This is a genomic window from Nostoc sp. WHI (assembly GCF_015714725.1).
Classification (GTDB): domain Bacteria; phylum Cyanobacteriota; class Cyanobacteriia; order Cyanobacteriales; family Nostocaceae; genus Nostoc.
In genome coordinates, this window is sequence record NZ_WBKM01000267.1 from 1 (window position 1) to 19047 (window position 19047).

The 19047-nt window shown below is 40.3% G+C and carries 20 protein-coding genes; 12 read left to right on the top strand and 8 right to left on the bottom strand.

Annotated elements, in window-relative coordinates; genetic code table 11:
• Window positions 1-21 precede the first annotated feature (21 nt).
• The 3 genes from pyrR to F8S12_RS27055 all read left to right on the top strand — a co-directional run bounded on the left by pyrR (window position 22) and on the right by F8S12_RS27055 (window position 1591).
• The gene (gene pyrR, locus F8S12_RS27045; protein ID WP_196519397.1) at window positions 22-564 is read left to right on the top strand and encodes a bifunctional pyr operon transcriptional regulator/uracil phosphoribosyltransferase PyrR; all 543 of its coding nucleotides are present in this window, start codon (window positions 22-24) and stop codon (window positions 562-564) included.
• A 108-nt stretch (window positions 565-672) separates the two neighbouring features.
• Complete coding sequence (locus F8S12_RS27050) at window positions 673-1089, top strand: hypothetical protein (protein WP_196519379.1); 417 nt, start codon at window positions 673-675, stop codon at window positions 1087-1089.
• A gap of 298 nt (window positions 1090-1387) precedes the next feature.
• Window positions 1388-1591 carry a cold-shock protein gene (locus F8S12_RS27055; RefSeq protein ID WP_196519380.1) on the top strand — a complete coding sequence of 68 codons (204 nt, stop codon included), beginning with the start codon at window positions 1388-1390 and terminating at the stop codon, window positions 1589-1591.
• Window positions 1592-2050: 459 nt separating this feature from the next.
• On the opposite strand, the gene F8S12_RS41030 is transcribed toward F8S12_RS27055, so the two are convergent.
• Window positions 2051-2455: a site-specific integrase gene (locus F8S12_RS41030; protein ID WP_230968304.1), complete on the bottom strand. Its 405-nt coding sequence runs from the start codon at window positions 2453-2455 to the stop codon at window positions 2051-2053.
• Between the two features lie 40 nt (window positions 2456-2495).
• On the opposite strand from F8S12_RS41030, the gene F8S12_RS27065 reads away from it, so the two are divergent.
• Window positions 2496-2684 carry a DUF6887 family protein gene (locus F8S12_RS27065; protein ID WP_196519381.1) on the top strand — a complete coding sequence of 63 codons (189 nt, stop codon included), beginning with the start codon at window positions 2496-2498 and terminating at the stop codon, window positions 2682-2684.
• A gap of 251 nt (window positions 2685-2935) precedes the next feature.
• Here the strand turns inward: F8S12_RS27065 and F8S12_RS27070 are convergent, their stop codons facing one another.
• Complete coding sequence (locus F8S12_RS27070; RefSeq protein ID WP_196519382.1) at window positions 2936-3319, bottom strand: nuclear transport factor 2 family protein; 384 nt, start codon at window positions 3317-3319, stop codon at window positions 2936-2938.
• Between the two features lie 656 nt (window positions 3320-3975).
• Here F8S12_RS27070 and F8S12_RS27075 point away from each other — a divergent pair.
• The 4 genes from F8S12_RS27075 (at window position 3976) to F8S12_RS27090 (ending at window position 7550) form a co-directional block, all read left to right on the top strand.
• Entirely contained in the window at window positions 3976-5250 is a 1275-nt protein-coding gene (locus F8S12_RS27075; protein WP_196519383.1) for a DUF4912 domain-containing protein, read from the top strand.
• A gap of 84 nt (window positions 5251-5334) precedes the next feature.
• Window positions 5335-6261: a phosphodiester glycosidase family protein gene (locus F8S12_RS27080; protein ID WP_196519384.1), complete on the top strand. Its 927-nt coding sequence runs from the start codon at window positions 5335-5337 to the stop codon at window positions 6259-6261.
• Window positions 6262-6522: 261 nt separating this feature from the next.
• Window positions 6523-7098: a hypothetical protein gene (locus F8S12_RS27085; protein ID WP_196519385.1), complete on the top strand. Its 576-nt coding sequence runs from the start codon at window positions 6523-6525 to the stop codon at window positions 7096-7098.
• A gap of 62 nt (window positions 7099-7160) precedes the next feature.
• The gene (locus tag F8S12_RS27090; RefSeq protein WP_196519386.1) at window positions 7161-7550 is read left to right on the top strand and encodes a DUF2358 domain-containing protein; all 390 of its coding nucleotides are present in this window, start codon (window positions 7161-7163) and stop codon (window positions 7548-7550) included.
• Window positions 7551-8242: 692 nt separating this feature from the next.
• Here F8S12_RS27090 and F8S12_RS27095 read toward each other — a convergent pair.
• The gene (locus tag F8S12_RS27095; RefSeq protein ID WP_196519387.1) at window positions 8243-8950 is read right to left on the bottom strand and encodes a glutathione S-transferase family protein; all 708 of its coding nucleotides are present in this window, start codon (window positions 8948-8950) and stop codon (window positions 8243-8245) included.
• A 217-nt stretch (window positions 8951-9167) separates the two neighbouring features.
• Here F8S12_RS27095 and pcrA point away from each other — a divergent pair, with 217 nt between their 5' ends.
• Window positions 9168-11492, top strand: coding sequence for a DNA helicase PcrA (gene pcrA / locus F8S12_RS27100; RefSeq protein ID WP_196519388.1), 2325 nt, complete (start codon window positions 9168-9170; stop codon window positions 11490-11492).
• 43 nt (window positions 11493-11535) lie between these two features.
• Here the strand turns inward: pcrA and F8S12_RS27105 are convergent, their stop codons facing one another.
• The 3 genes from F8S12_RS27105 to F8S12_RS27115 all read right to left on the bottom strand — a co-directional run bounded on the left by F8S12_RS27105 (window position 11536) and on the right by F8S12_RS27115 (window position 12713).
• A complete protein-coding gene (locus tag F8S12_RS27105; protein ID WP_196519389.1) occupies window positions 11536-11829 on the bottom strand; it encodes an antibiotic biosynthesis monooxygenase family protein in 294 nt (97 codons plus the stop codon).
• An 80-nt stretch (window positions 11830-11909) separates the two neighbouring features.
• A complete protein-coding gene (locus F8S12_RS27110; RefSeq protein ID WP_196519390.1) occupies window positions 11910-12311 on the bottom strand; it encodes a helix-turn-helix domain-containing protein in 402 nt (133 codons plus the stop codon).
• Between the two features lie 114 nt (window positions 12312-12425).
• Window positions 12426-12713 (bottom strand): type II toxin-antitoxin system HigB family toxin, encoded by a 288-nt coding sequence (locus F8S12_RS27115; protein ID WP_196519391.1) that lies wholly within the window; start codon window positions 12711-12713, stop codon window positions 12426-12428.
• A 460-nt stretch (window positions 12714-13173) separates the two neighbouring features.
• On the opposite strand from F8S12_RS27115, the gene F8S12_RS27120 reads away from it, so the two are divergent.
• A complete protein-coding gene (locus tag F8S12_RS27120; protein WP_196519392.1) occupies window positions 13174-14070 on the top strand; it encodes a hypothetical protein in 897 nt (298 codons plus the stop codon).
• 14 nt (window positions 14071-14084) lie between these two features.
• Window positions 14085-16007: an Hsp70 family protein gene (locus F8S12_RS27125; protein ID WP_196519393.1), complete on the top strand. Its 1923-nt coding sequence runs from the start codon at window positions 14085-14087 to the stop codon at window positions 16005-16007.
• A gap of 386 nt (window positions 16008-16393) precedes the next feature.
• Here F8S12_RS27125 and F8S12_RS27130 read toward each other — a convergent pair whose 3' ends face one another.
• Window positions 16394-16927, bottom strand: a complete 534-nt coding sequence (locus tag F8S12_RS27130; protein WP_196519394.1) for a GAF domain-containing protein — start codon at window positions 16925-16927, stop codon at window positions 16394-16396.
• Window positions 16924-17841 (bottom strand): metallophosphoesterase family protein, encoded by a 918-nt coding sequence (locus tag F8S12_RS27135; protein WP_196519395.1) that lies wholly within the window; start codon window positions 17839-17841, stop codon window positions 16924-16926. Before F8S12_RS27135 ends, F8S12_RS27130 begins: the two co-directional genes overlap by 4 nt.
• Window positions 17842-17976: 135 nt before the next feature.
• Here F8S12_RS27135 and F8S12_RS27140 point away from each other — a divergent pair, with 135 nt between their 5' ends.
• Entirely contained in the window at window positions 17977-18825 is an 849-nt protein-coding gene (locus F8S12_RS27140) for a hypothetical protein (protein WP_196519396.1), read from the top strand.
• Window positions 18826-19047: the final 222 nt, after the last annotated feature.

Below are 19047 nucleotides of genomic sequence, written 5' to 3' on the forward strand. Positions count from 1 at the left end.
CCACTCCCCACTCCCCTAAAGATAGCTATGTCTGCCAAAGTAGTTGAAATTCTTTCATCCGAAGAAATCCGTCGTACCTTGACTCGCCTTGCTTCTCAAATTGTGGAAAGGTCGCGCGATTTGTCCCAATTGGTGCTTCTCGGTATTTATACTAGAGGTGTGTTATTAGCGGAATTGTTGGCACGTCAGATTGAGACGTTAGAAGGTGTGAACGTTTTGGTCGGTGCTTTGGATATTACATTTTATCGAGATGACCTCGACAAAATTGGGTTGCGGACTCCGGCGAAAACCAACATTCCTTTTGATCTGACGGGGAAAACGGTTGTACTCGTGGATGATGTGATTTTCAAAGGACGGACGATTCGCGCTGCTTTGAATGCGGTAAACGAGTACGGTAGACCGGAAGTGATTCGTTTAGCTGTGTTGGTAGACAGGGGTCATCGGGAATTGCCTATTCATCCAGATTTTATTGGCAAGCAGTTGCCTACTGCTAAAGAAGAAATTGTTAAAGTTTACTTACAAGATTTTGATGGACGTGATGCTGTGGAGTTGATTGGAGATTAGTTACGGAGCTTTTTTAAACGCAAAGGGACGCTGAGGGAAGCGCAGAGGGGCGCTGAGTTTTGCCAGTTTTAGTTTGCGAGGAATTTATGAAATTCTGTATTTAGTTATTTGTCTTTTGGAGTTGAGAGGCAGAATTATAGCGCTTTTGGTCGGAGTTCCGGGGTCAGAGGTCGGAGTTCCGAGTTAAAAGGTCGGAGTTCCGGGGTCAAAGGTCGAAGCTCCGAGTTAAAAGGTCGGAGTTCCGGGGTCAAAGGTCGGAGTTCCGAGTTAAAAGGTCGGAGTTCCGAGTTAAAAGGTCGAAGTTCCGAGTTAAAAGGTCGGAATTCCGAGTTAAAAGGTCGAAGTTCCGAGTTCAGAGGTCGGAGTTCCGAGTTCAGAGGTCAAAAACTTAGCTACGATCGCTATACCAATACTAAAATAAGGTTGAATCAGCAGTTATTTTTACAAGCTAAGGGCTTAATACCAAGTACTAAGAAGAACTACACTGTGATTAAGGAGCAATTAGGTAGCGATCGCTCACAATAAACTGCGTGTTTAACCTTCTTCAGCCAATTGTAGAATTCTACACCAACTACAAAGCATTTATTGACAACCTGCTCTCAGGCTGACAGGCAGCTTGTCATAGATTTTACAAACCCTCCAAAACCTGAGAAAGTACCCCCGGCAAGAGGTTGAGGGAGGTTTGTATAAATGTCGTCAAAATCCTATTTCCCTACATCCAGGTGAAACAGGCAACAAGCGGCTTAATTATCCTTGCATCTTCGCCATAACTCTGAGAACATAACGTATTATAAACTTAGTACTCACATATAAATGCTAGATTATGAGGCAAATTGGCACAGTGAAATCGTTTGATGACGAAAAAGGATATGGTTTTATAACACCGCAAAGTGGCGACGATCTTTTTGTACATTTCAAATCAATAGAAAGTGATGGATTTACATCTCTTAAAGAGGGACAACAAGTTTCATTTATAGTTACAAGGGGTCAAAGAGGGCTACAAGCTGAGGAAGTATATGTGATCTAATCCATAACTACAAATTCTGACAAGATGTGGGGGGTATATATACAGGAATGAGCAGCATATTGTAGTACTCGTTCCCACTCCCAATAACAAAATATTCTCCGCCCCACAGACAATTGAGGACTTAGAAAACTTCCCAGAGTTACATCAACAGCACCTAGAACAACGACGCAACCAAGCTAAAACCCGAATTCACACCCCGTAGCGCATCACAGCACGGGGTTTTGTTTTTGGTGATTGAGTGCGATCGCTCTTAAGCGGCCTAATCTGAGATTGAATGCTCTACTGTAAGCATTTTTAATCCCATGTCGGTATGTAGCTCTACACCATTACTAGCTATAGGTGACAGCATTGACAACGCCGCAGCCGCCCCCAATACCTGTTCATCAGATACTTCTAAATCTAAATTCCTATGTCCTGAGATTTCCTGAATAACTCTCAGTGGAATGCCAGGTTACTCATCTAGGTTAAGGCAGTACGCCTGAAGCTGGGGGTACTAACTCCAAAAATATCTACTTGCTGGCAAGCTGTTCTTAAAATCCTAGCGGCTGAGTCTTCGCTGATATGTCCATTGCTACGACCGGGAAACCAATAAACATCCCCTGCCATTGGGTAATATTCAAACAGTAACCGCCGTAAGTCTTCAATCACTGGTATTAACCGAGTTGCTAATTTCCCCTTGGTGTTTGATTTTCTAATAATCAGCCGGGGTCTGACAATACCTTTGGGTCTGTAGATATCTTCAGTTTGTAGCGTACAGCATTCACGGATTCTACAGGCGCTAAACAGGCATACGGCGAACAAAGCGCGTAGGCGTAGCCCGCCGCAGGCATCGCGGTCATTGTCTAAGCTTAATAGGCGAAACAATTCAAGTAGAAATTTTGAGTAACGGTGAGGAATTAATTCAATGAGTAACTATCAACAATTAAGCGAAGCCGAACTGAGAACTTATGTAAAAAAACATCCAGATGATGAAGAGGCTTTTCAACATTATTTAACAATTATGAGGGCAAAACCTAACCGGGTTGTAGTTAGTACAGAGGAACAAGCCCTAATTGAATTTAGGAAGAGAATACAAGCTGAGTCAACACCCTAACCCCATCACACCCATTCAATTACCCCATTCCCCCACAACCCCAATTTTCACCCCGTAGCGTGTTTGTAGCTGTGGGGTTTTGTTTTAGGTGGTTGAGTGCGATCGCCAAAGGTAGTTAAGCTGTTGTGCAGCTTGATTGTATAATATAAATTAAGTAGCCAAGCCATCGCCTCTTATGACAATATTCGAGAAGATAGACAGTTTCAAGATTTGATTAGTCGTTAGTCATTGGGCATTAATTACTAGTTAATCTACCGCAAAATTGGGCTGCCGTGATGATGAACTAAATACCACTTACCACCGAGAAAGTGAAATACATTTGTAGCTGTTGATTGTGCTTCTAGTCTTCTTCCACCTACCACTTGAAATACATTTTCTCTCAACACAACGTAGGCGATATTATCAGTTAATTCTGTAGCAATTATATCTGTGTTAATTTCGATATAAGCGGTATTTGTAAATATCTGTTCCCAAGAAGTGCGAATCTCTTTCCAACCTCGCAACACGTTACTTCCAGGATGAATACAAAAACTACCAGTTCCTTGTGACCATATTGCACTCATTGTCTCAATATCTTTTCTTTCAAAAGCTCGATAAAAAGCTGCATTAGTCGCTAAGACTTCATCCTTCGTCATAGGTAATCAAATATTTAAAAGTTATGAGTTATGAGTCACTAAATTATAACTCTCAAGTTTGACAAATTTAGTAACTAGCCATGCTCCAATACGGTTTGATAAGACTCGATCCCCCCAACCCCCCTTAAAAAGTGGGGCTAATAATGATTCTATTTCCCCCTTTTTAAGGGGGACTAAGGGGGATCAGCACTGTGCACCTTAACGGAGCCGTATCGATCAATGCCCAATCCTTTAAGTGGATCGCTGTTTTTGGCTAACCCACAGCGCAATGTCATGAAAGTTTGACATGATGGCGATCGCTACAGATGTAACCAGCTACAAATGTTATGAAAACATGACAATTCGATCCCAGAAAGGCTGGTGAATTCGTAAAACAGGCAAAAAACCTGCATATTACCCCTTGATCCCTAGATATGCTTAGTGGTTAATATTGAATTAATAAATAGAACTTCAATTCCTCCCAAAGAAATGCTGATTTCGGCATAACAAGGGACTTAAAGGAAGTTACCTGAATTTAAAAACAGACTAAAAAACTTAAAAACTGGGCAAAACCAGGAGTCAGGAATAAGAAATTCATCTGGAGTGGATGACATTTTATATAGCATTCCTTAACCAGGGGAAATCATTTACCGCTTAAACTACTGGAGGCCAAATTAATGGTAAAAGAACGCCCGCCACTAGAAGAGATGACTTTACGCCAATTACGTAAAGTTGCCAGTGAATATAGCATCTCTCGCTATAGCCGAATGCGTAAATCACAACTACTGGCATCAATTCAAGAAGTTCAGCGCACCAAAATTTCGCTCAGTCCATCTCGTCCATTGGAGGCACAAGAAACTGTGGAAGCTACGAAGTTTGAATTAGGTCAGGAAGATCGTACCGGTGGCTCTTTGGCTGATGTTGATGAAGGACTCGCAGATTTGCCCTCTGGCTACGGTGAAAGCCGGATTGTACTCCTACCGCGCGATCCACAGTGGGCTTACACTTATTGGGATATTCCCAATGAACACAAAGAAGAACTGCGCCGACAAGGGGGACAACAACTTGCACTACGGATTTATGATGTCACCGACATCAATATAGAATACCAAAGCCCCCACAGTATTCAAGAATATCCTGCTGATGAACTAGCCAGAGAATGGTATCTACCAGTTCCAGTTAGCGATCGCGATTATGTGATCGATATCGGCTATCGTGCTGCTGATGGTCGCTGGTTAGTACTAGCTCGTTCTATCAGAGTACACATTCCTCCCGTCTATCCTTCTGACTGGATTGAGGATGTCTTCATCACTGTAGATTTTGAAGAAGATTTATCTGGCAAGACTCAATACGAATTAGTTCCTCCTACCAAGAAGATTCCAGCGATCGCAACCGCAACCGCAACCGCAACTACTGCCAACGGTAATGCTGTCAATGGCAGCAACCCCATCTACGACCAAATCTTTGGTTTAGCGGAATCTGCCGAAGCACAACGGGTTGCTGGTTCTATTTTCGGTTCCCAGCATGGTTTAGCGCGTCCTGAACAAGCCATTAGCTCCTACGTTTTCCCATCTGGTGTGGGCATGTGGGCAGTTCCTACCATGTCTGGTTTAACCGCTTCTGGTGCAGGAATGTCAGGTGCTGGCTTCTCAGCTTCCGCCATACCAATGCGTCCGCGCCAGTTCTGGTTAATTGCTGATGCTGAATTGATAGTCTATGGTGCAACTGAACCCGATGCTACCGTAACCATTGGCGGCCGTCCAATTCAGCTAAATCCTGATGGAACATTCCGCTTCCAAATGTCCTTCCAGGATGGCTTAATTGACTATCCGATTTTGGCTGTGGCTGTTGATGGCGAGCAAACCCGGTCAATTCACATGAACTTTAATCGTGACACACCATCCCGAAATACTAACACCAAAGAAGAAGCTGTTTTAGAATGGCTCCCTTAAATTTTGGCTGTTAGATTAACTTAGTACTGAAACTTTAAATTATTTCCCGCTATAGTAATTCTGTAGCGGGTTTTTTGTATTACTATGTCTATAAAAAAATTATTTTTGTTATTTATCTTGATAATTGCAGCGAGTTTATTATCAGGTTGTCAAGAGATTGAAGCAAATTCAGTAGCAAAAGCATCTAAAACTTGCCCTGGGAAAGATGCCAAGTTCAGTATTGATTTTTTTAAAACTAATAATCAAGGTACTAAAAATCAAAGAGGTATTAACCATGTAATTATTTTTAATCCAAAATCAGCAGAATTAGATTTCAAAGTTAATGTTGGTCTATCTCATAAACTCTACGCCAAAGATGCTAAGGGGAAACTGCGTAAACAATATATACCAAAACAGTTTCATGAACTGATTACTGATGAAAATGCCAAATTAAACGGACAGCTACCCATTGCCGCAATTAATGCCGACTATATAGATACTGATGATCAACCACAAGGCTTAAATGTTTCTCGTGGCGTAGAGTATTCAGGAGCATTTAAAAATAAACGTTCTTCCTTTGGGATATCAGGAGGTAAACTACAACAGCGACAGGCTACTATCCAGGCTGGGAGAAGAAAAAGCGATATTCTCAATTACAATTTAGTGGGAGGTAATGGCAGATTCTATCGTCAGGGTAAATTTAAAAATATTTGTCAAGATTTGGGAGAATTTGCTTGCAAGAATGCAACTAATCGCTCTATGGCAGCTATCACGAATAAAGGCTATGTAATTCTGTTAGTTAATGACTCGAAAGCTAATTCAGATATTGAATTATCTCAAGTTAATCAAGAGTTACTGCCAGATATGTTTGATAATGTCCTTGAAGGCATTGCTAACAATAATTGTTTAGGTAAGATTCAAGAAGGAATTTTATTTGATGGAGGGATGTCTCCAGGATTGTATTACAATCAAAAGACTTATGTAGAAAACGCTGGATCAATTGGTTCAGTTTTTTTGATTTACAAAAAATAAAGAGGTTTAATTATAGCGGTTCTCGTTTACGTGAGGTACACCCGTAGGGACACGGCAGTTCCCATTGGTGTCAACTTAAGCCAAAATCCCTTTTAAACCTCGTTTCTAGCCTCTGGCTAGAAATGCTGCTCATCGCGGCTCTGCCGCAAGTCTTGAGGCGGAGCCTCTCGTTAGGCATTCCCAGTCGGAGACTGGGAACGAGACAACCGCATCTGAGTGGGAACCGCTATAAGAAAGTAAATCTATATCTAACAAAAATTTATGACACCTGAAGAAATTGCTCTGACGCTAACAGAATTATTTGGCACATCTGCTATTGATGCAGTTGCTCCTGGTTCGTGGCAAGTAAACACTTCTACTTTCCGGCTGTTGGTGTTGCTTTCCGAAGATAATACTTGGCTGCGAGTTTTACTGCCTATTGTCCCCGCCCAGGAAGCCCAACCATTTTTAGGACAGTTCCTAGAAGCCAACTTTGATGACACTCAAGAAGTACGTTACGCTTTACATGAAGGAGTACTTTGGGGGGTATTTCAGCATCACAGTGGCACTTTGGTGAGTGCAGATTTATCCAATGCTATCAATAGACTTATATCTTTACATCAAGCTAGATTAGATAATGTCTTTAATGGACTGATTAAAAGCCGCATCCGGCAAATTATTCAGGCAGCAAAACAGCAAGGACAATCTCTGCAAGCTACTATGCAAACTTTGGAACGCTTTTATGCAGAAGGAGTGATGGGCGAAATAAGCCAAACCCCAGAGACGCGAGAAGAAGTCATAGCTGCTTGGCGGCGTCAGTTAGAACGCCTATGGAATGAAATAGATTTCAATCCTTAATCAGGATTTTTATCTACGTCCAGCTTAGATATTACACTGATTTACACATATTTTTATTCATCATGGATATCATTGAAATCCTCAAAGAAGACTATCAAAGATTCCCAGTAAATCAAACTTACAGCATTTACGCTCCAGACGTTTATTTTAAAGATCCATTGAATAAATTTCATGGCGTTAAACGCTACAAAGAAATGATTAATTTCATCGAAACTTGGTTTTTAGATCCCAAAATGGATTTACATAATATTCAAGGTTTGAAAGACACAATTAAAACTGAGTGGACACTCAGTTGGAATACTCCTCTCCCCTGGAAGCCACGCATCTCCATTCCTGGTTGGAGTGAATTAGGTCTTAACTGTGATGGTTTGATTGTTTCCCATGTTGATTATTGGAACTGTTCACGTTTAGACGTACTAAAACAGCATTTATTTGGTGAGAAAAATAAATAATAGACCTCTTGCAAAAGTCCTTCTTTTCGCTTTCTTCTTTTCGCTTTCTTCTTTGCGCCTTTGCGTGAGACAAAAAATTATTTATGCAAGAGGTCTAATGCATCACTAGATAGCACGATGCGTTAGGTTAAAGCCGTAATGCACTCTATTTTATCTATTAAAATTTAAACCTTTGCAACTTATGCTCTGACATATATAAAAAACGCTTAAGCATTTCTTGCAAATGTAGAAGCAGTTTTAGCAAATACTTGATGCTTTGCAACAAATACTCATCCATGTATAAGAAAGGTTTAAGTCTTTCCAGCAAACATATAAGTCGTTGCAACAAGTACTTAATACTTCGCAACAATCACTCTTTCATGTATAAGAAAGGTTTAAGTCTTTCCAGCAAACATATAAGTAGTTGCAACAAATACTTAATACTTCGCAACAATCACTCTTTCATGTATAAGAAACGTTTAAGTCATTACAAGAATTGTTGTAACGGGCTGATGAATTGATTTACTACCGGAAATCTCAAAATAATCTCAGTGAAATTAACTAAACTTTTGTGAATGCGATGTCTAGGACAGACTAGCTGCGGCATCTCTTTGCTGTATTTTCTTATGAAAATCAAACATTTTTCGACTTTTGTGTACACCGTAGCCCAGATTTGGGAGAGGGACTTTGAAAAAATACTTTTCAAACATCCTCTAAGACTGATATGCTAAGACCTTACGAGCTTCCCCATCAAAAATATCAAGCATTCGATCGCGCCAGCTATAAACTGGATCATCTGCTGCAAGTAGGGGAAATGAGCTAACGCAGCGTGCCCACTGAAAGGAGCCAAATACTACATAATCTGCCCAAGCTGGTGTCTGTCCAGCCAAGAAGGTTTGATGCTGGAGAGTTCGACGCAGTGGAGTTAGGCTATTGCCAAAAGTGATAACTCGCTGTTCGCGATCGGCAGAGATTGCCTCTAATGTTGCACCAAAAGCCTTTTCGCGTGTTTGGCGGAAGTAATCTTTGTCTTTTTCGTGTAGGTGCGAATAAATATCTGTGATAATCAATCGCACAATTTCAGGATTGAGTACTGCTTCAACCCAATCAGTGACAAACCAAGACAACGACTTGCCAATCTCTCCACCAAATAGTGATGGATACTCAGGATAGCTCTCTTCCAAATATTGAGCGATCGCCCACGAATCGTAAACAACTTCCTCATTATCAACTATCACGGGTACTTTACCCTGTCCTGAGAAGGCAATAGTTTCCTTTTCAGTAAACCGCCAAGGTATAGCTTCAAAGGGCAATCCTTTATGGAGTAGAGCCAGCCGCACGCGCCAGCAGTTAGGGCTAAAACGGCGATTGTCCTCGGCTCCTGCCAAATCATACAGCTTAATCTTTGTCAATTTCATCATAATTTGTAGGTTGGATTGAGCGATCGCAAAACCCATTATTTCTATGGGGATTTTTTGATTTCACTTTAATTTAAGTCATCTTGGTTAAGAATATTGCCATACAATGTTTATTGACCAAATTTCGCTAGGATATTGTAACCTGGGCAATAGCGACTCTCTATTGATGTGACACCAGGCGTAGGCGTAGCCCATCGGAGACATCGCTTTTTCACATCCCATGACAACAACCCTCGATTTTCTCAGTCACCTTAACCCTAGCCAACGTCAAGCTGTCGAACATTACTGCGGTCCGTTGCTAGTTGTTGCTGGCGCAGGTTCCGGTAAAACACGAGCTCTGACTTATCGCATCGCAAATCTGATTCTGAAACACCGTGTTGATCCAGAGAATATCTTAGCGGTTACTTTTACTAACAAAGCTGCGCGGGAGATGAAAGACCGGATTCAACGGCTGTTTGCTGAACAACTGGCTATGAAACAACACGGTCAAAAGTTGGATCTGTTGACAGAATATCAACAAGTACAATTGCGATCGCAAGTTTATAAAGATATTATCAAAGACTTATGGTGTGGCACTTTCCACAGTCTATTTTCTCGTATTCTCCGCTTTGATATTGAAAAATATGTAGACGAAAAAGGACGGCGTTGGAATCGCAATTTCTCTATTTTTGATGAATCAGATGTTATGACTCTGATCAAAGAAATCGTTAATAAACAGCTAAATTTAGACGATAAGAAGTTTGACGCGCGTTCTGTCCGGTACGCTATTAGTAACGCTAAAAATCAAGCTTTATCACCTCAAGAATTTGAGCAAGAGCAACCCAATTATCGCGGACGAATAATTGCTCAAGTCTATAATTTATATCAAGATAAGTTAGCAGAAAACAACGCTCTTGACTTTGACGATCTAATTCTCGTACCTACTAGATTATTCCAGCAAAACGAGCAGGTATTGGGTTACTGGCATCGCAAGTTTTGCCATATTCTTGTAGATGAATATCAGGATACTAACCGAACTCAGTATCAACTCATCCACTTATTAGTTACTAATGGCGAAACCAGAAAGAGCGAATGGGAATGGCAAAATCGCTCAGTTTTCGTTGTTGGCGATGCAGATCAATCTATTTACAGCTTTCGGATGGCAGATTTCACCATCTTGCTGGGATTTCAGGAAGACTTTGGTGATGGTTTGGTAGATGATGACACCCGGACGATGGTTAAGCTTGAAGAAAACTATCGTTCTTCTGAAAACATTCTACAAGCGGCTAATGAACTAATTGAAAATAACACCCAACGGATTGATAAAGTCCTGAAAGCGACGCGGGGGCCGGGTGAACAGATTACTTGTCATAAAGCTGATGAAGAACTTGCAGAAGCCGCATTTGTGATTAATCAAATTCGGACTTTAGAACAGCAAAATCCAGAGTTGAACTGGGGTAGTTTTGCCATACTTTATCGGACAAATGCTCAATCTCGCCCTTTTGAAGAATTGTTAGTAAAATATCAAATTCCTTACATAGTTGTGGGAGGAATGAAGTTTTACGATCGCAAAGAAATTAAAGATGTCATTGCATATTTAAGAGCGATCGCTAACCCAGCTGATACAGTCAGTTTATTACGAGTTATCAACACTCCCCGGCGGGGAATTGGCAAAACCACTATTGACGCTTTGGTGAACGCTGCCCAGCAATTAGGGACAACTTTATGGGAAATACTCAGCGATGAAACATCAGTTAATACCTTAGCTGGACGAGCGACAAAAGCTGTAAATAGCTTTGCCGAAATGATTAGCCGTTGGCAAGGACAAATCGCCACGCTTCCCGTGACTGAGGTTTTACAAGGAATATTAGAAGATTCTGGTTACGTTCAAGACTTGATGAGTCAAGGCACAGATGAAGCCACAGATAGAGTCCAAAACGTCCAGGAACTTTACAACGCTGCACTGCAATTTCAAGAAGAAAATGAAGAGGTTTCCCTCCGAGACTTTCTCAGTAGTGCTGCCCTCAGTTCCGATTTAGATAACTTAAAAGAAGGGCAGACAGCCGTTTCTTTGATGACTTTGCACGCTTCCAAAGGTTTGGAATTTCCCGTAGTGTTTTTGGTGGGATTAGAACAAGGGCTATTTCCCGGCTATCGATCGCTAAGTGATCCCGCTTCTTTGGAAGAAGAACGCCGCCTGTGTTATGTGGGGATTACTCGCGCTCAAGAAAGGTTGTATTTATCACACGCGCGCGAACGCCGTTTGTATGGTTCTCGTGAAGCCGCCATGCGATCGCAATTTCTCGACGAATTGCCAGAAGAATTATTAAGTACTCAACGCCTGAGTCGTCAAACTTATACTAAAAGTGCCTCTGCTCCTAGTGGAAAACAAGATACAAAGCAGAATTGGCAAGTAGGCGATCAAGTATTACATAAAACCTTTGGTGTTGGTGAAATAACTCATGTTTTTGGAACAGGTAGTAAGATGTCTGTGGCAATTAAATTTGACAGCTTGGGACAAAAAATTGTTGATCCAAGAGTAGCGCAGTTGCAAAGAGTGGAGTGATCCAGTTTTTGATTTTTTGAACTACAGCAAGTAGGCTACTTTGCTATATTTCAATTTCTTCAAAGTGTTCAACAATAGGAAATGGGTCATAAAAATGATGCAGAAGTTTTTTCCACTCTTGGAACTCAGCAGAGCCTCTAAATACAACAGTATGAGCTTCTAAATTTTCCCATTTAACAAGCAATAAGTATTTACCTTTGACTTCTAGGCATTTATGCAGTTCATGAGATAAATATCCGTTGATTGAGGAAATAAGACTAGAAGCTTTTTTAAAAGAAGCTTCAAAATCGGATTCTAGTCCAGGTTTGACATAAAGCATCACAGCCTCAAGAATCATAAATTTTTCGGTGATAATTAAACTAATGATATTTAGTATAAGGGAGAATTTATTAATAAAACCTCTCTCAAATTTTGGGACTACAAAAATAATGCAGGTGATACATGGAAAAAAGTTCCTAGTGCTTTGGCTTGATTTTTACTAATACTTTTTTTTCCATTTATTACCTCTGAGATAATACCTTTAGAGCCAAAAATATCGACTAAATCCTTTTGTTTTAGTTCGCGTGTCAACATCAATTCCTGTAATATATCAACGGGAGTTGCAGCTTTTAATTGATAGTGTTTATCTTCATACTGCTTAACAAGTAGTACGAGTAACTGCAACAATTCAGCTTGTTCTGCTGTGAGGCTTTCGCCCAAATCCATGAGCTTATCAACTTCATTTATTAGGCGCTTATGCTCTGTTTCTGTATCGACGATTCGTGGCAAAGTTTCAGCAAGTAACCTAGTGTATTCTTCTTTGTTCAGTGTGCTAGTCATCTGAAATTTCCTTGAGATAAAATCTCTTAGTTATTGTTTGCCATGCTCTAGACGTTTATACAGTCAATGGTTGCTTCCATATATTATTGAGAAAATATTTACCTAAAATTTGCATCATTTTTTCCACTTACCTTCATCATATTCACTATGAGTTAATACCTGTTTAATATTGATGGTTTTTACTATATAAATAATTTTGGTAATTAGTCTATATTTATTTCCCCGTATGTTAAAGACTGTATAGCCTTCTACAAAATCTGCATGGGGATAGACATCCTTTACATCCATTATATGCTTCCAATCTGACTGTTCAGCAGTCTGTCGCCATACATCAAGAGGAATCTCAGCATCGGGATAAATTTTACTAAATTCAACAAGGTTTTCGATTCCAATGATATGCATTGTATAATTACTCCTTTTGTTGCTCTATTTCACCCATGTATTAAACTCCAGTTCACAACTAAATTTAGGTTCTCATATTGATAACTTTGTGTCAAGTCTCTGTGCAACAGTGTTTTGGGAATGTATTCATTAAAATGCGACGATCACTGAGCTTTGTCGTACCCTTCTCCTGTTGGAGACGCTACGCGAACGGGATCTTGCTACGCGAGAAGTGCGGGCTACGCCTATTTCTAAATCTATGTTAATAAGCAGCTATTAATGCGATTATTGTTGAGTCTATTGAGAATAAACTACTCCTATTGGCATAAGGCTGCTACCCTGCTAGAGAGTTGTTCTGGTAATATATATTGACGAAAATGAAAGTGCGTATTTAAGGTAAAATGCTTATTTTCGGCTAAATATTCTGGGTATATTGTTAGAGGCTGAAAACACAAGTAAAGTTAAAGTTTTGGTCAATATAATGAAAACAATCACTACACTTTTTAGCCAAGAACATAACCAACTCCAGACAGAGATTGACAATTTAACCAGCATTGAGCAGGTAGTTAAGCTGGTTCAGAACCGACTCGATAATCTTGAAAGAATTTACATTAGTGAGCTAAATGTGGCTCAAGTACGTTTGGCTTCCTTTTTCTTGGATACACTGCGGCAGTCCATCGCCACTCTCACTGCGGCTAACTTTCAAAAAATTGCTCCAATAGAGCCAAAGCAAATCACTAACCCAGCTACAAAATTTGCTCCCAACACGTTAATTTTGAAACTGCTAAAAGCACTTATCTATATAGGTATTTTAGGTTGGTTGTTTCATTTAACTGAAACTACCCCAGGTGCTTGGATGGCTATCTTGCTAGCTTCTGTACTTTTGGGGCTGGAAGTTGTGCTTCAACTCGATAAAAACAATTCAACCTCTGTTGAGCAATTGGAATTAGCTCAACCTATCCTACGGGTTGATAGCAAAGTCCTTTTAGCCAACATTGCTGATGCTCTCAACACCATCGATCTAGCAGTTGCTAGATTTGAAGAAGGGAATAAACATGAAGCTGACCTTGGCATAGAAGAACTGCCAGAGTTATTAAATTTTGTTCAAAGGTTAATAGGTGCATCATTTCTTGACAAACCCCAAATGGTGAACGAACTAGCAAAACTTCTGCCACAGATTTTAATGTCTCAGGGAATTCGCGCCCAAAATTATCAACCAAAAGATCCGCTCAGTTATCGTGAATATTTTGACTTTGAGCCAAGTATCGACCCATCCACCAAAGACTACGTGACCATAACTCCTGCTTTGTTGAAAAGCGATCGCTTGCTCAGGCGTGGTCGGGTAATTGAGCCAGCGTATTCCAAGGCTAGAGAATAACAGATAATAAGAGTATGGAAATTTTAGAAACAATCGGTTTTGATTTGGGACACGGTGAAACAGCTGTAGCTAAAGCTATAGTACAGAGTATCGAACCCCCTCAGATGCTTGAGATTAACAATAAGAAAAACCAAATCACGGCTCTTGGCTGGCATCCTCAACTTGGTTATCTGGTTGGAGAACAAGCGTTAATTCAAGCTGGCGTCACCCAGTTAACAATCTCTTTCAAACAAAAACCAAACAACGATCCAAAGTATCGAGAGACAATTAGCACTTTTATTGCCACGTACTATCGCCTTTTAAAAGAAAGCAAACAAATTGAAGGTGGAGAAAGTAACTATTTTTACGTTGGTTGCCCTTCAGGATGGTCAATTAAAGAACGAGAAGAATATCAAAAACTGCTTCAAGAAGCTGGTATTCCCAAATTAAATGTTATACCAGAATCGCGGGCTGCTTTCATGCAAGCCAAAGAAGCTGGCAAACTGGAATATGAAAAACTTCTTTCATCAGTGCTAATTGTCGATATTGGTTCTTCGACCACAGATTTTACCCTCGTTAAGAGCTTAGAAGAAATCCCCATAGATTTTGGCAGTAATGCTCTGGGAGCATCCCTAATTGATAAAGCTATTTTTGAGCGCACTCTCGCCAAACATGAACAATCATCCTTACTAGAAAAAGTATTTCTTGAATATCCCCATCACCAAGCTCGTTGCGAACTTGCCTGCCGCAAAACTAAAGAAGATTACTTTTCTAATGAACAGCTATATAACGATCCTCAAACATTTGCGCGTGGCTTCGAGTCTATCAATGAACAGATTTATTTTATTCCCCAAGTTAATAAATTAATTATGGAGGAAATCTTAAATCAAAGAATGCTCGAACTAGAGCAAAAGAGTTGGGTTGAATCGTTTCGCTTTGCTTTAACCGAGGCGAAAGAAAATCTCGACAAACTTGGCGTTGTGCCGAAAGTGGTGCTGATGACTGGTGGTGCATCTCGGATGAAGTTTACACATCAAATTTCTCAAGAAATCTTTAACCAACCAGAAACATTCTTTCGTCCTGATTCAGAACCTGAACGATGTATTGCATTGGGATTGGCGCGAGTAGGACGATGGGATCTGCGTGCAGCTGCCTTTAAGCAAGAAGTCAACAAACTATTAGACTCAAACAAACTCAAAGAGTTAATTGAGAAGCATATCCCAGAGTTAATTGAATTGTTGACTAAACCACTGGCAGATAGTTTGATTGAAAACGCAGTTAGACCAGGGGTAAAAGACTGGCAAAAGAACAAAATAGGGACTTTAGCCGATTTAGAAACATTTATGAAGAGTCGGGCAGAGCAGTGGCTTAAAAGCGATATTGTTCAGCAGATAATTAATAATCAATACATTAGTTGGTTTAACAATAAAATCCAACCTGACTTAGCCGCAGAAACTGACCCTATATGCCGAAAGTTTCAAATACCTAGAAGCAGTTTAAGGTTTGAGGATAGTATCGACCCAATTTTTGTTAACCCAGAGCTACGAATTGGAGATACTATCCTTGCCGACACAGTAGCGTTTATTGTCAATATATTAATTGGTGGAGGCACTGTCGCTAGCATAATTACTTTAATCCTAACTGGACACTTGACTTGGCCGATTGCGCTGGTATATGGGGCTTCGGTTATGGCGGCGGGAATGGAGCTAAATCGCAAGAATGTCCAAGAAGCAATCAAGACAAATGTGCATATCCCCAGTTGGATTCGTTCTAGTTTGTTGAGCGACAAAAAAATTGACGATATGTGCAACCAGATAAAGCCTGAGTTAGAAAAGGTTCTTCGAGAACAATTGACAGCAAATCAAGAAGCTTTTGACAAACTAATTGCCAAAGTTGGACAAGGGCTTGAAAAAGCACTTTCTATCAAGGCTCAAGAGGCAATAATTCTGATTCAATGACAGTGATGCTATACATTTTTAACATTGTAATCAGAATAGTGCTAACTCTTCTAAGAGGATGTTTTAAAAATATTTTACTGTGATTTTAGGCACTTATTGATCCCCCCTAACCCCCCTTAAAAAGGCTACGGTGTACACACAAGTCGAAAAAAGCGCGATTCTCTCGTTCCTATGCTTTGCGTGGGAATGGCTCATTAGAAGTTAGACATTGAGCCAGAGACTCAATGAATGCATTCCCAGGCGGAGCCTGGGAACGAGGAAAGCCTTTGAACTTGGGTAATACAGCGATCGCTCCGAAAGTTAGACCCATGCATCCTCTAATATAGGGTTAGCGATCGCTAATCGTTTTGCTTTTTAACTACGCTGAACGCTTACATTTAATACAGCTAATCAAAAGCAGATTTGACATAGGAAACTGCAAAAGGTGTAATTTTTTCAACCAGATTATTAATCACCACTCGCTCATATTCAGTCCAAATTCTGGGATGACCAAAAATGCATGGTTGTAAAATTCCCCAGAGTTGGCCATCCTGGCGGATATGAGCATGAATAAGAGCGCGATGTCCAAAATACTTCTGTTCAAATTCCCGATTTAAAACCTGAGAATCAGCAGTTTCTACATCTTCTACAAAGATTGAAGGTTTGGCACGCAACGCAGCCGCAAACATCGGATCTTCATCTGTTAAAGATGGCGGTTGTGCTGCCCAGTCTTCATTGTAGACGGTAGGTACATCTGGAGTGCGAACCCAACAAAAGGCAACTCTACCAAGGTTAGTCTGCGGATTATGCAAGTATAAAAAACATCTATCAGATTGTAAAAAATCGCCTATAGCTGGCAACAGTGCAGAAAATAGAGCATCTGGTGTTTGAGATGATTCTATAATATTAGCGATCGCACGAGAAATATCTTGCTGATTCATGCTGATTTTAATTGAATAATTCCCTGATCAAAAACACTATTATCAGTAGCGATCGCACTTACTTCTATTCTATCGGTATACACCTCATAGGCCGCAAAACTCAACTTCTGAGCAGAATACTCTGTCCACTCTGAACGCTTTACAGGACGACTACCAGCACCAGCGCCAGTAATTAAATAAGTCGTTCCATTAATAGCACGAGTGCGTTCATAATGGTGTTCATGACCATTTATATAAACTTGAACACCGTATTTTTGAAATAGCGGAGTGAAGATTTTAATAAACTCTGGATTGCTCCCGTAATGACCAGATGCATAAATTGGATGGTGTCCAAATACTACCTTCCAAGGAGCGTTACTAAGACTTAATTCTTTTTCTAACCAGAGTAGCTGGTTTTTCCAATTAGCATTACTATTAGTATCTAAAGCGAAAAATTGCACGGCTTCGCGTTTAAATGTATAGTAACGTCCCTTCATATTAAAGCCTGCATACTTCACTTGTGGATCACCATTTGCAGTCCGAATATCGTGATTGCCTAAACAAGCCTGAAATTTTACACCTTGCTTAAGCAAAACTTTATAGGGACGCTCAAAAACGGCATTAATTTTTTCTATTTCGCCGTTGTTGTAAATATTGTCTCCAGCTAAAACGACTAAATCATAAGGCTTTTCCTTGTGATACGCATTCATCGCTCCAGCCACAGCATACTGTCCTTTATCCCCAGTCCCCGTATCTGCCACAGACACAAAACGTAGTAACAATTCTTCTTTGGCTATGTTGGCAGCTATAGTTGTTGTTAAATCGTTAATATCAGCACTTTGATTATTTTGACGAGCTAACGCACAGCCTAAAAAACTTGTACTGATGGCGCTGAGGCTACTTAAAAATAAAAATTGACGGCGTTTCAGTTTCATAAGTCACTAAATTTAATAAATAGTCAGTTTAGCTGAAGCAATGTGCTTTTGAAGTGATACATTAAGTCAAAAGAGGCAGCACCAGTAATAATGTACGTTGTTTGTCTTTGATTCGCTGCTTTTGGTGAAAGTTCCATGTCAAAAGACAATCAGTTAAAATCGACGGATAATCAGGTAACTCAACCTCCCCAAAAACCTTACCAGATAGTTCAGCCAATTTGGAAGGCTAAAACTATCCAACTTCTCCGAGGGACGATTGGGGTTTTAGAAGGAACAGTGGAGAAACTGGAGACAGCACCCTCGCCTGGTAGTGATGAAACACCCAGTTTTTTACAGCAGCTTCAGTTGCGATGGGGTGGATTGTTAAGGAAAATCCGCTTGTTTTTGCCATCAAATTTGTCAACAAAGTTATCAGATACAGCTTTGACGGGAATTATTGCCGGAATTGCGGTAATTCTCCTTTGGACAACTGCGACTGTCTTTAATGGTAAACCTACTGAAATAGCAACAGTTCCCCCGGTTGAAAAGGTTCCTGCACCAACACCAACGATAACTACTCCACCAGAGTTAATTGCACCAGAACCACAGCCACCTGAAGAAATTACGCCACCGCCAGAAGTAGAAATCCCACCAACGCCGGAACCGGAACCAATTCCCACACCAACGCCAACTATAGAATTGACGCCAGAACAAGCTTTAATTGCGGCTATTGAAAATCAGGTGGCTGAAATTAGCGATCGCATTGCCTCTGGACTGATACAGTCAATTCAAGCTAATTTTCGCACGAGTAATCTGACTGTCAAAATTAATGACGATTGGTACACTCTCAAAGAATCTCAGCAAAACAATCTAGCTGCTGAAATATTACAGCGCTCTCAAGAACTTGATTTTACCCATTTAGAAATTCTTGATTCTCAAGATAGGCTGATAGCGCGTAATCCAGTTGTCGGTACTGAGATGGTGATTTTTAAACGAATAGAGTGAATTGATTCTGAGTCAGAGTTATAAATACTGGGACAGTGAGCAGTTATACATATCGAAATCAGCTAGTAAATTAAGTTTCTGACTCGTAAATCAAGTTTCTGACTCGTAAATTAAGTTTGCGACTCGTAAATTAAGTTTGCGACTTGTAAATTAAGTTATATAGCAATACGGTTCAGTTAGTGATATTCAGTGTTCGGAGATCCCCCCAACCCCCCTTAAAAA

Bases quoted from the DNA above. Each gene is read 5' to 3' on its own strand.
- F8S12_RS27055 (WP_196519380.1), top strand. From the start codon at position 1,388: ATGAGGCAAATTGGCACAGTGAAATCGTTTGATGACGAAAAAGGATAT.
- F8S12_RS27125 (WP_196519393.1), top strand. From the start codon at position 14,085: ATGGAAATTTTAGAAACAATCGGTTTTGATTTGGGACACGGTGAAACA.
- F8S12_RS27135 (WP_196519395.1), bottom strand. From the start codon at position 17,841: ATGAAACTGAAACGCCGTCAATTTTTATTTTTAAGTAGCCTCAGCGCC.
- F8S12_RS27140 (WP_196519396.1), top strand. From the start codon at position 17,977: ATGTCAAAAGACAATCAGTTAAAATCGACGGATAATCAGGTAACTCAA.
- F8S12_RS27095 (WP_196519387.1), bottom strand. From the start codon at position 8,950: ATGATGAAATTGACAAAGATTAAGCTGTATGATTTGGCAGGAGCCGAG.
- F8S12_RS27065 (WP_196519381.1), top strand. From the start codon at position 2,496: ATGAGTAACTATCAACAATTAAGCGAAGCCGAACTGAGAACTTATGTA.
- F8S12_RS27130 (WP_196519394.1), bottom strand. From the start codon at position 16,927: ATGAATCAGCAAGATATTTCTCGTGCGATCGCTAATATTATAGAATCA.
- F8S12_RS27090 (WP_196519386.1), top strand. From the start codon at position 7,161: ATGGATATCATTGAAATCCTCAAAGAAGACTATCAAAGATTCCCAGTA.
- F8S12_RS27120 (WP_196519392.1), top strand. From the start codon at position 13,174: ATGAAAACAATCACTACACTTTTTAGCCAAGAACATAACCAACTCCAG.
- pcrA (WP_196519388.1), top strand. From the start codon at position 9,168: ATGACAACAACCCTCGATTTTCTCAGTCACCTTAACCCTAGCCAACGT.
- F8S12_RS27115 (WP_196519391.1), bottom strand. From the start codon at position 12,713: ATGCATATCATTGGAATCGAAAACCTTGTTGAATTTAGTAAAATTTAT.
- F8S12_RS27105 (WP_196519389.1), bottom strand. From the start codon at position 11,829: ATGATTCTTGAGGCTGTGATGCTTTATGTCAAACCTGGACTAGAATCC.
- F8S12_RS27080 (WP_196519384.1), top strand. From the start codon at position 5,335: ATGTCTATAAAAAAATTATTTTTGTTATTTATCTTGATAATTGCAGCG.
- F8S12_RS27070 (WP_196519382.1), bottom strand. From the start codon at position 3,319: ATGACGAAGGATGAAGTCTTAGCGACTAATGCAGCTTTTTATCGAGCT.
- F8S12_RS27085 (WP_196519385.1), top strand. From the start codon at position 6,523: ATGACACCTGAAGAAATTGCTCTGACGCTAACAGAATTATTTGGCACA.
- F8S12_RS27110 (WP_196519390.1), bottom strand. From the start codon at position 12,311: ATGACTAGCACACTGAACAAAGAAGAATACACTAGGTTACTTGCTGAA.
- F8S12_RS27075 (WP_196519383.1), top strand. From the start codon at position 3,976: ATGGTAAAAGAACGCCCGCCACTAGAAGAGATGACTTTACGCCAATTA.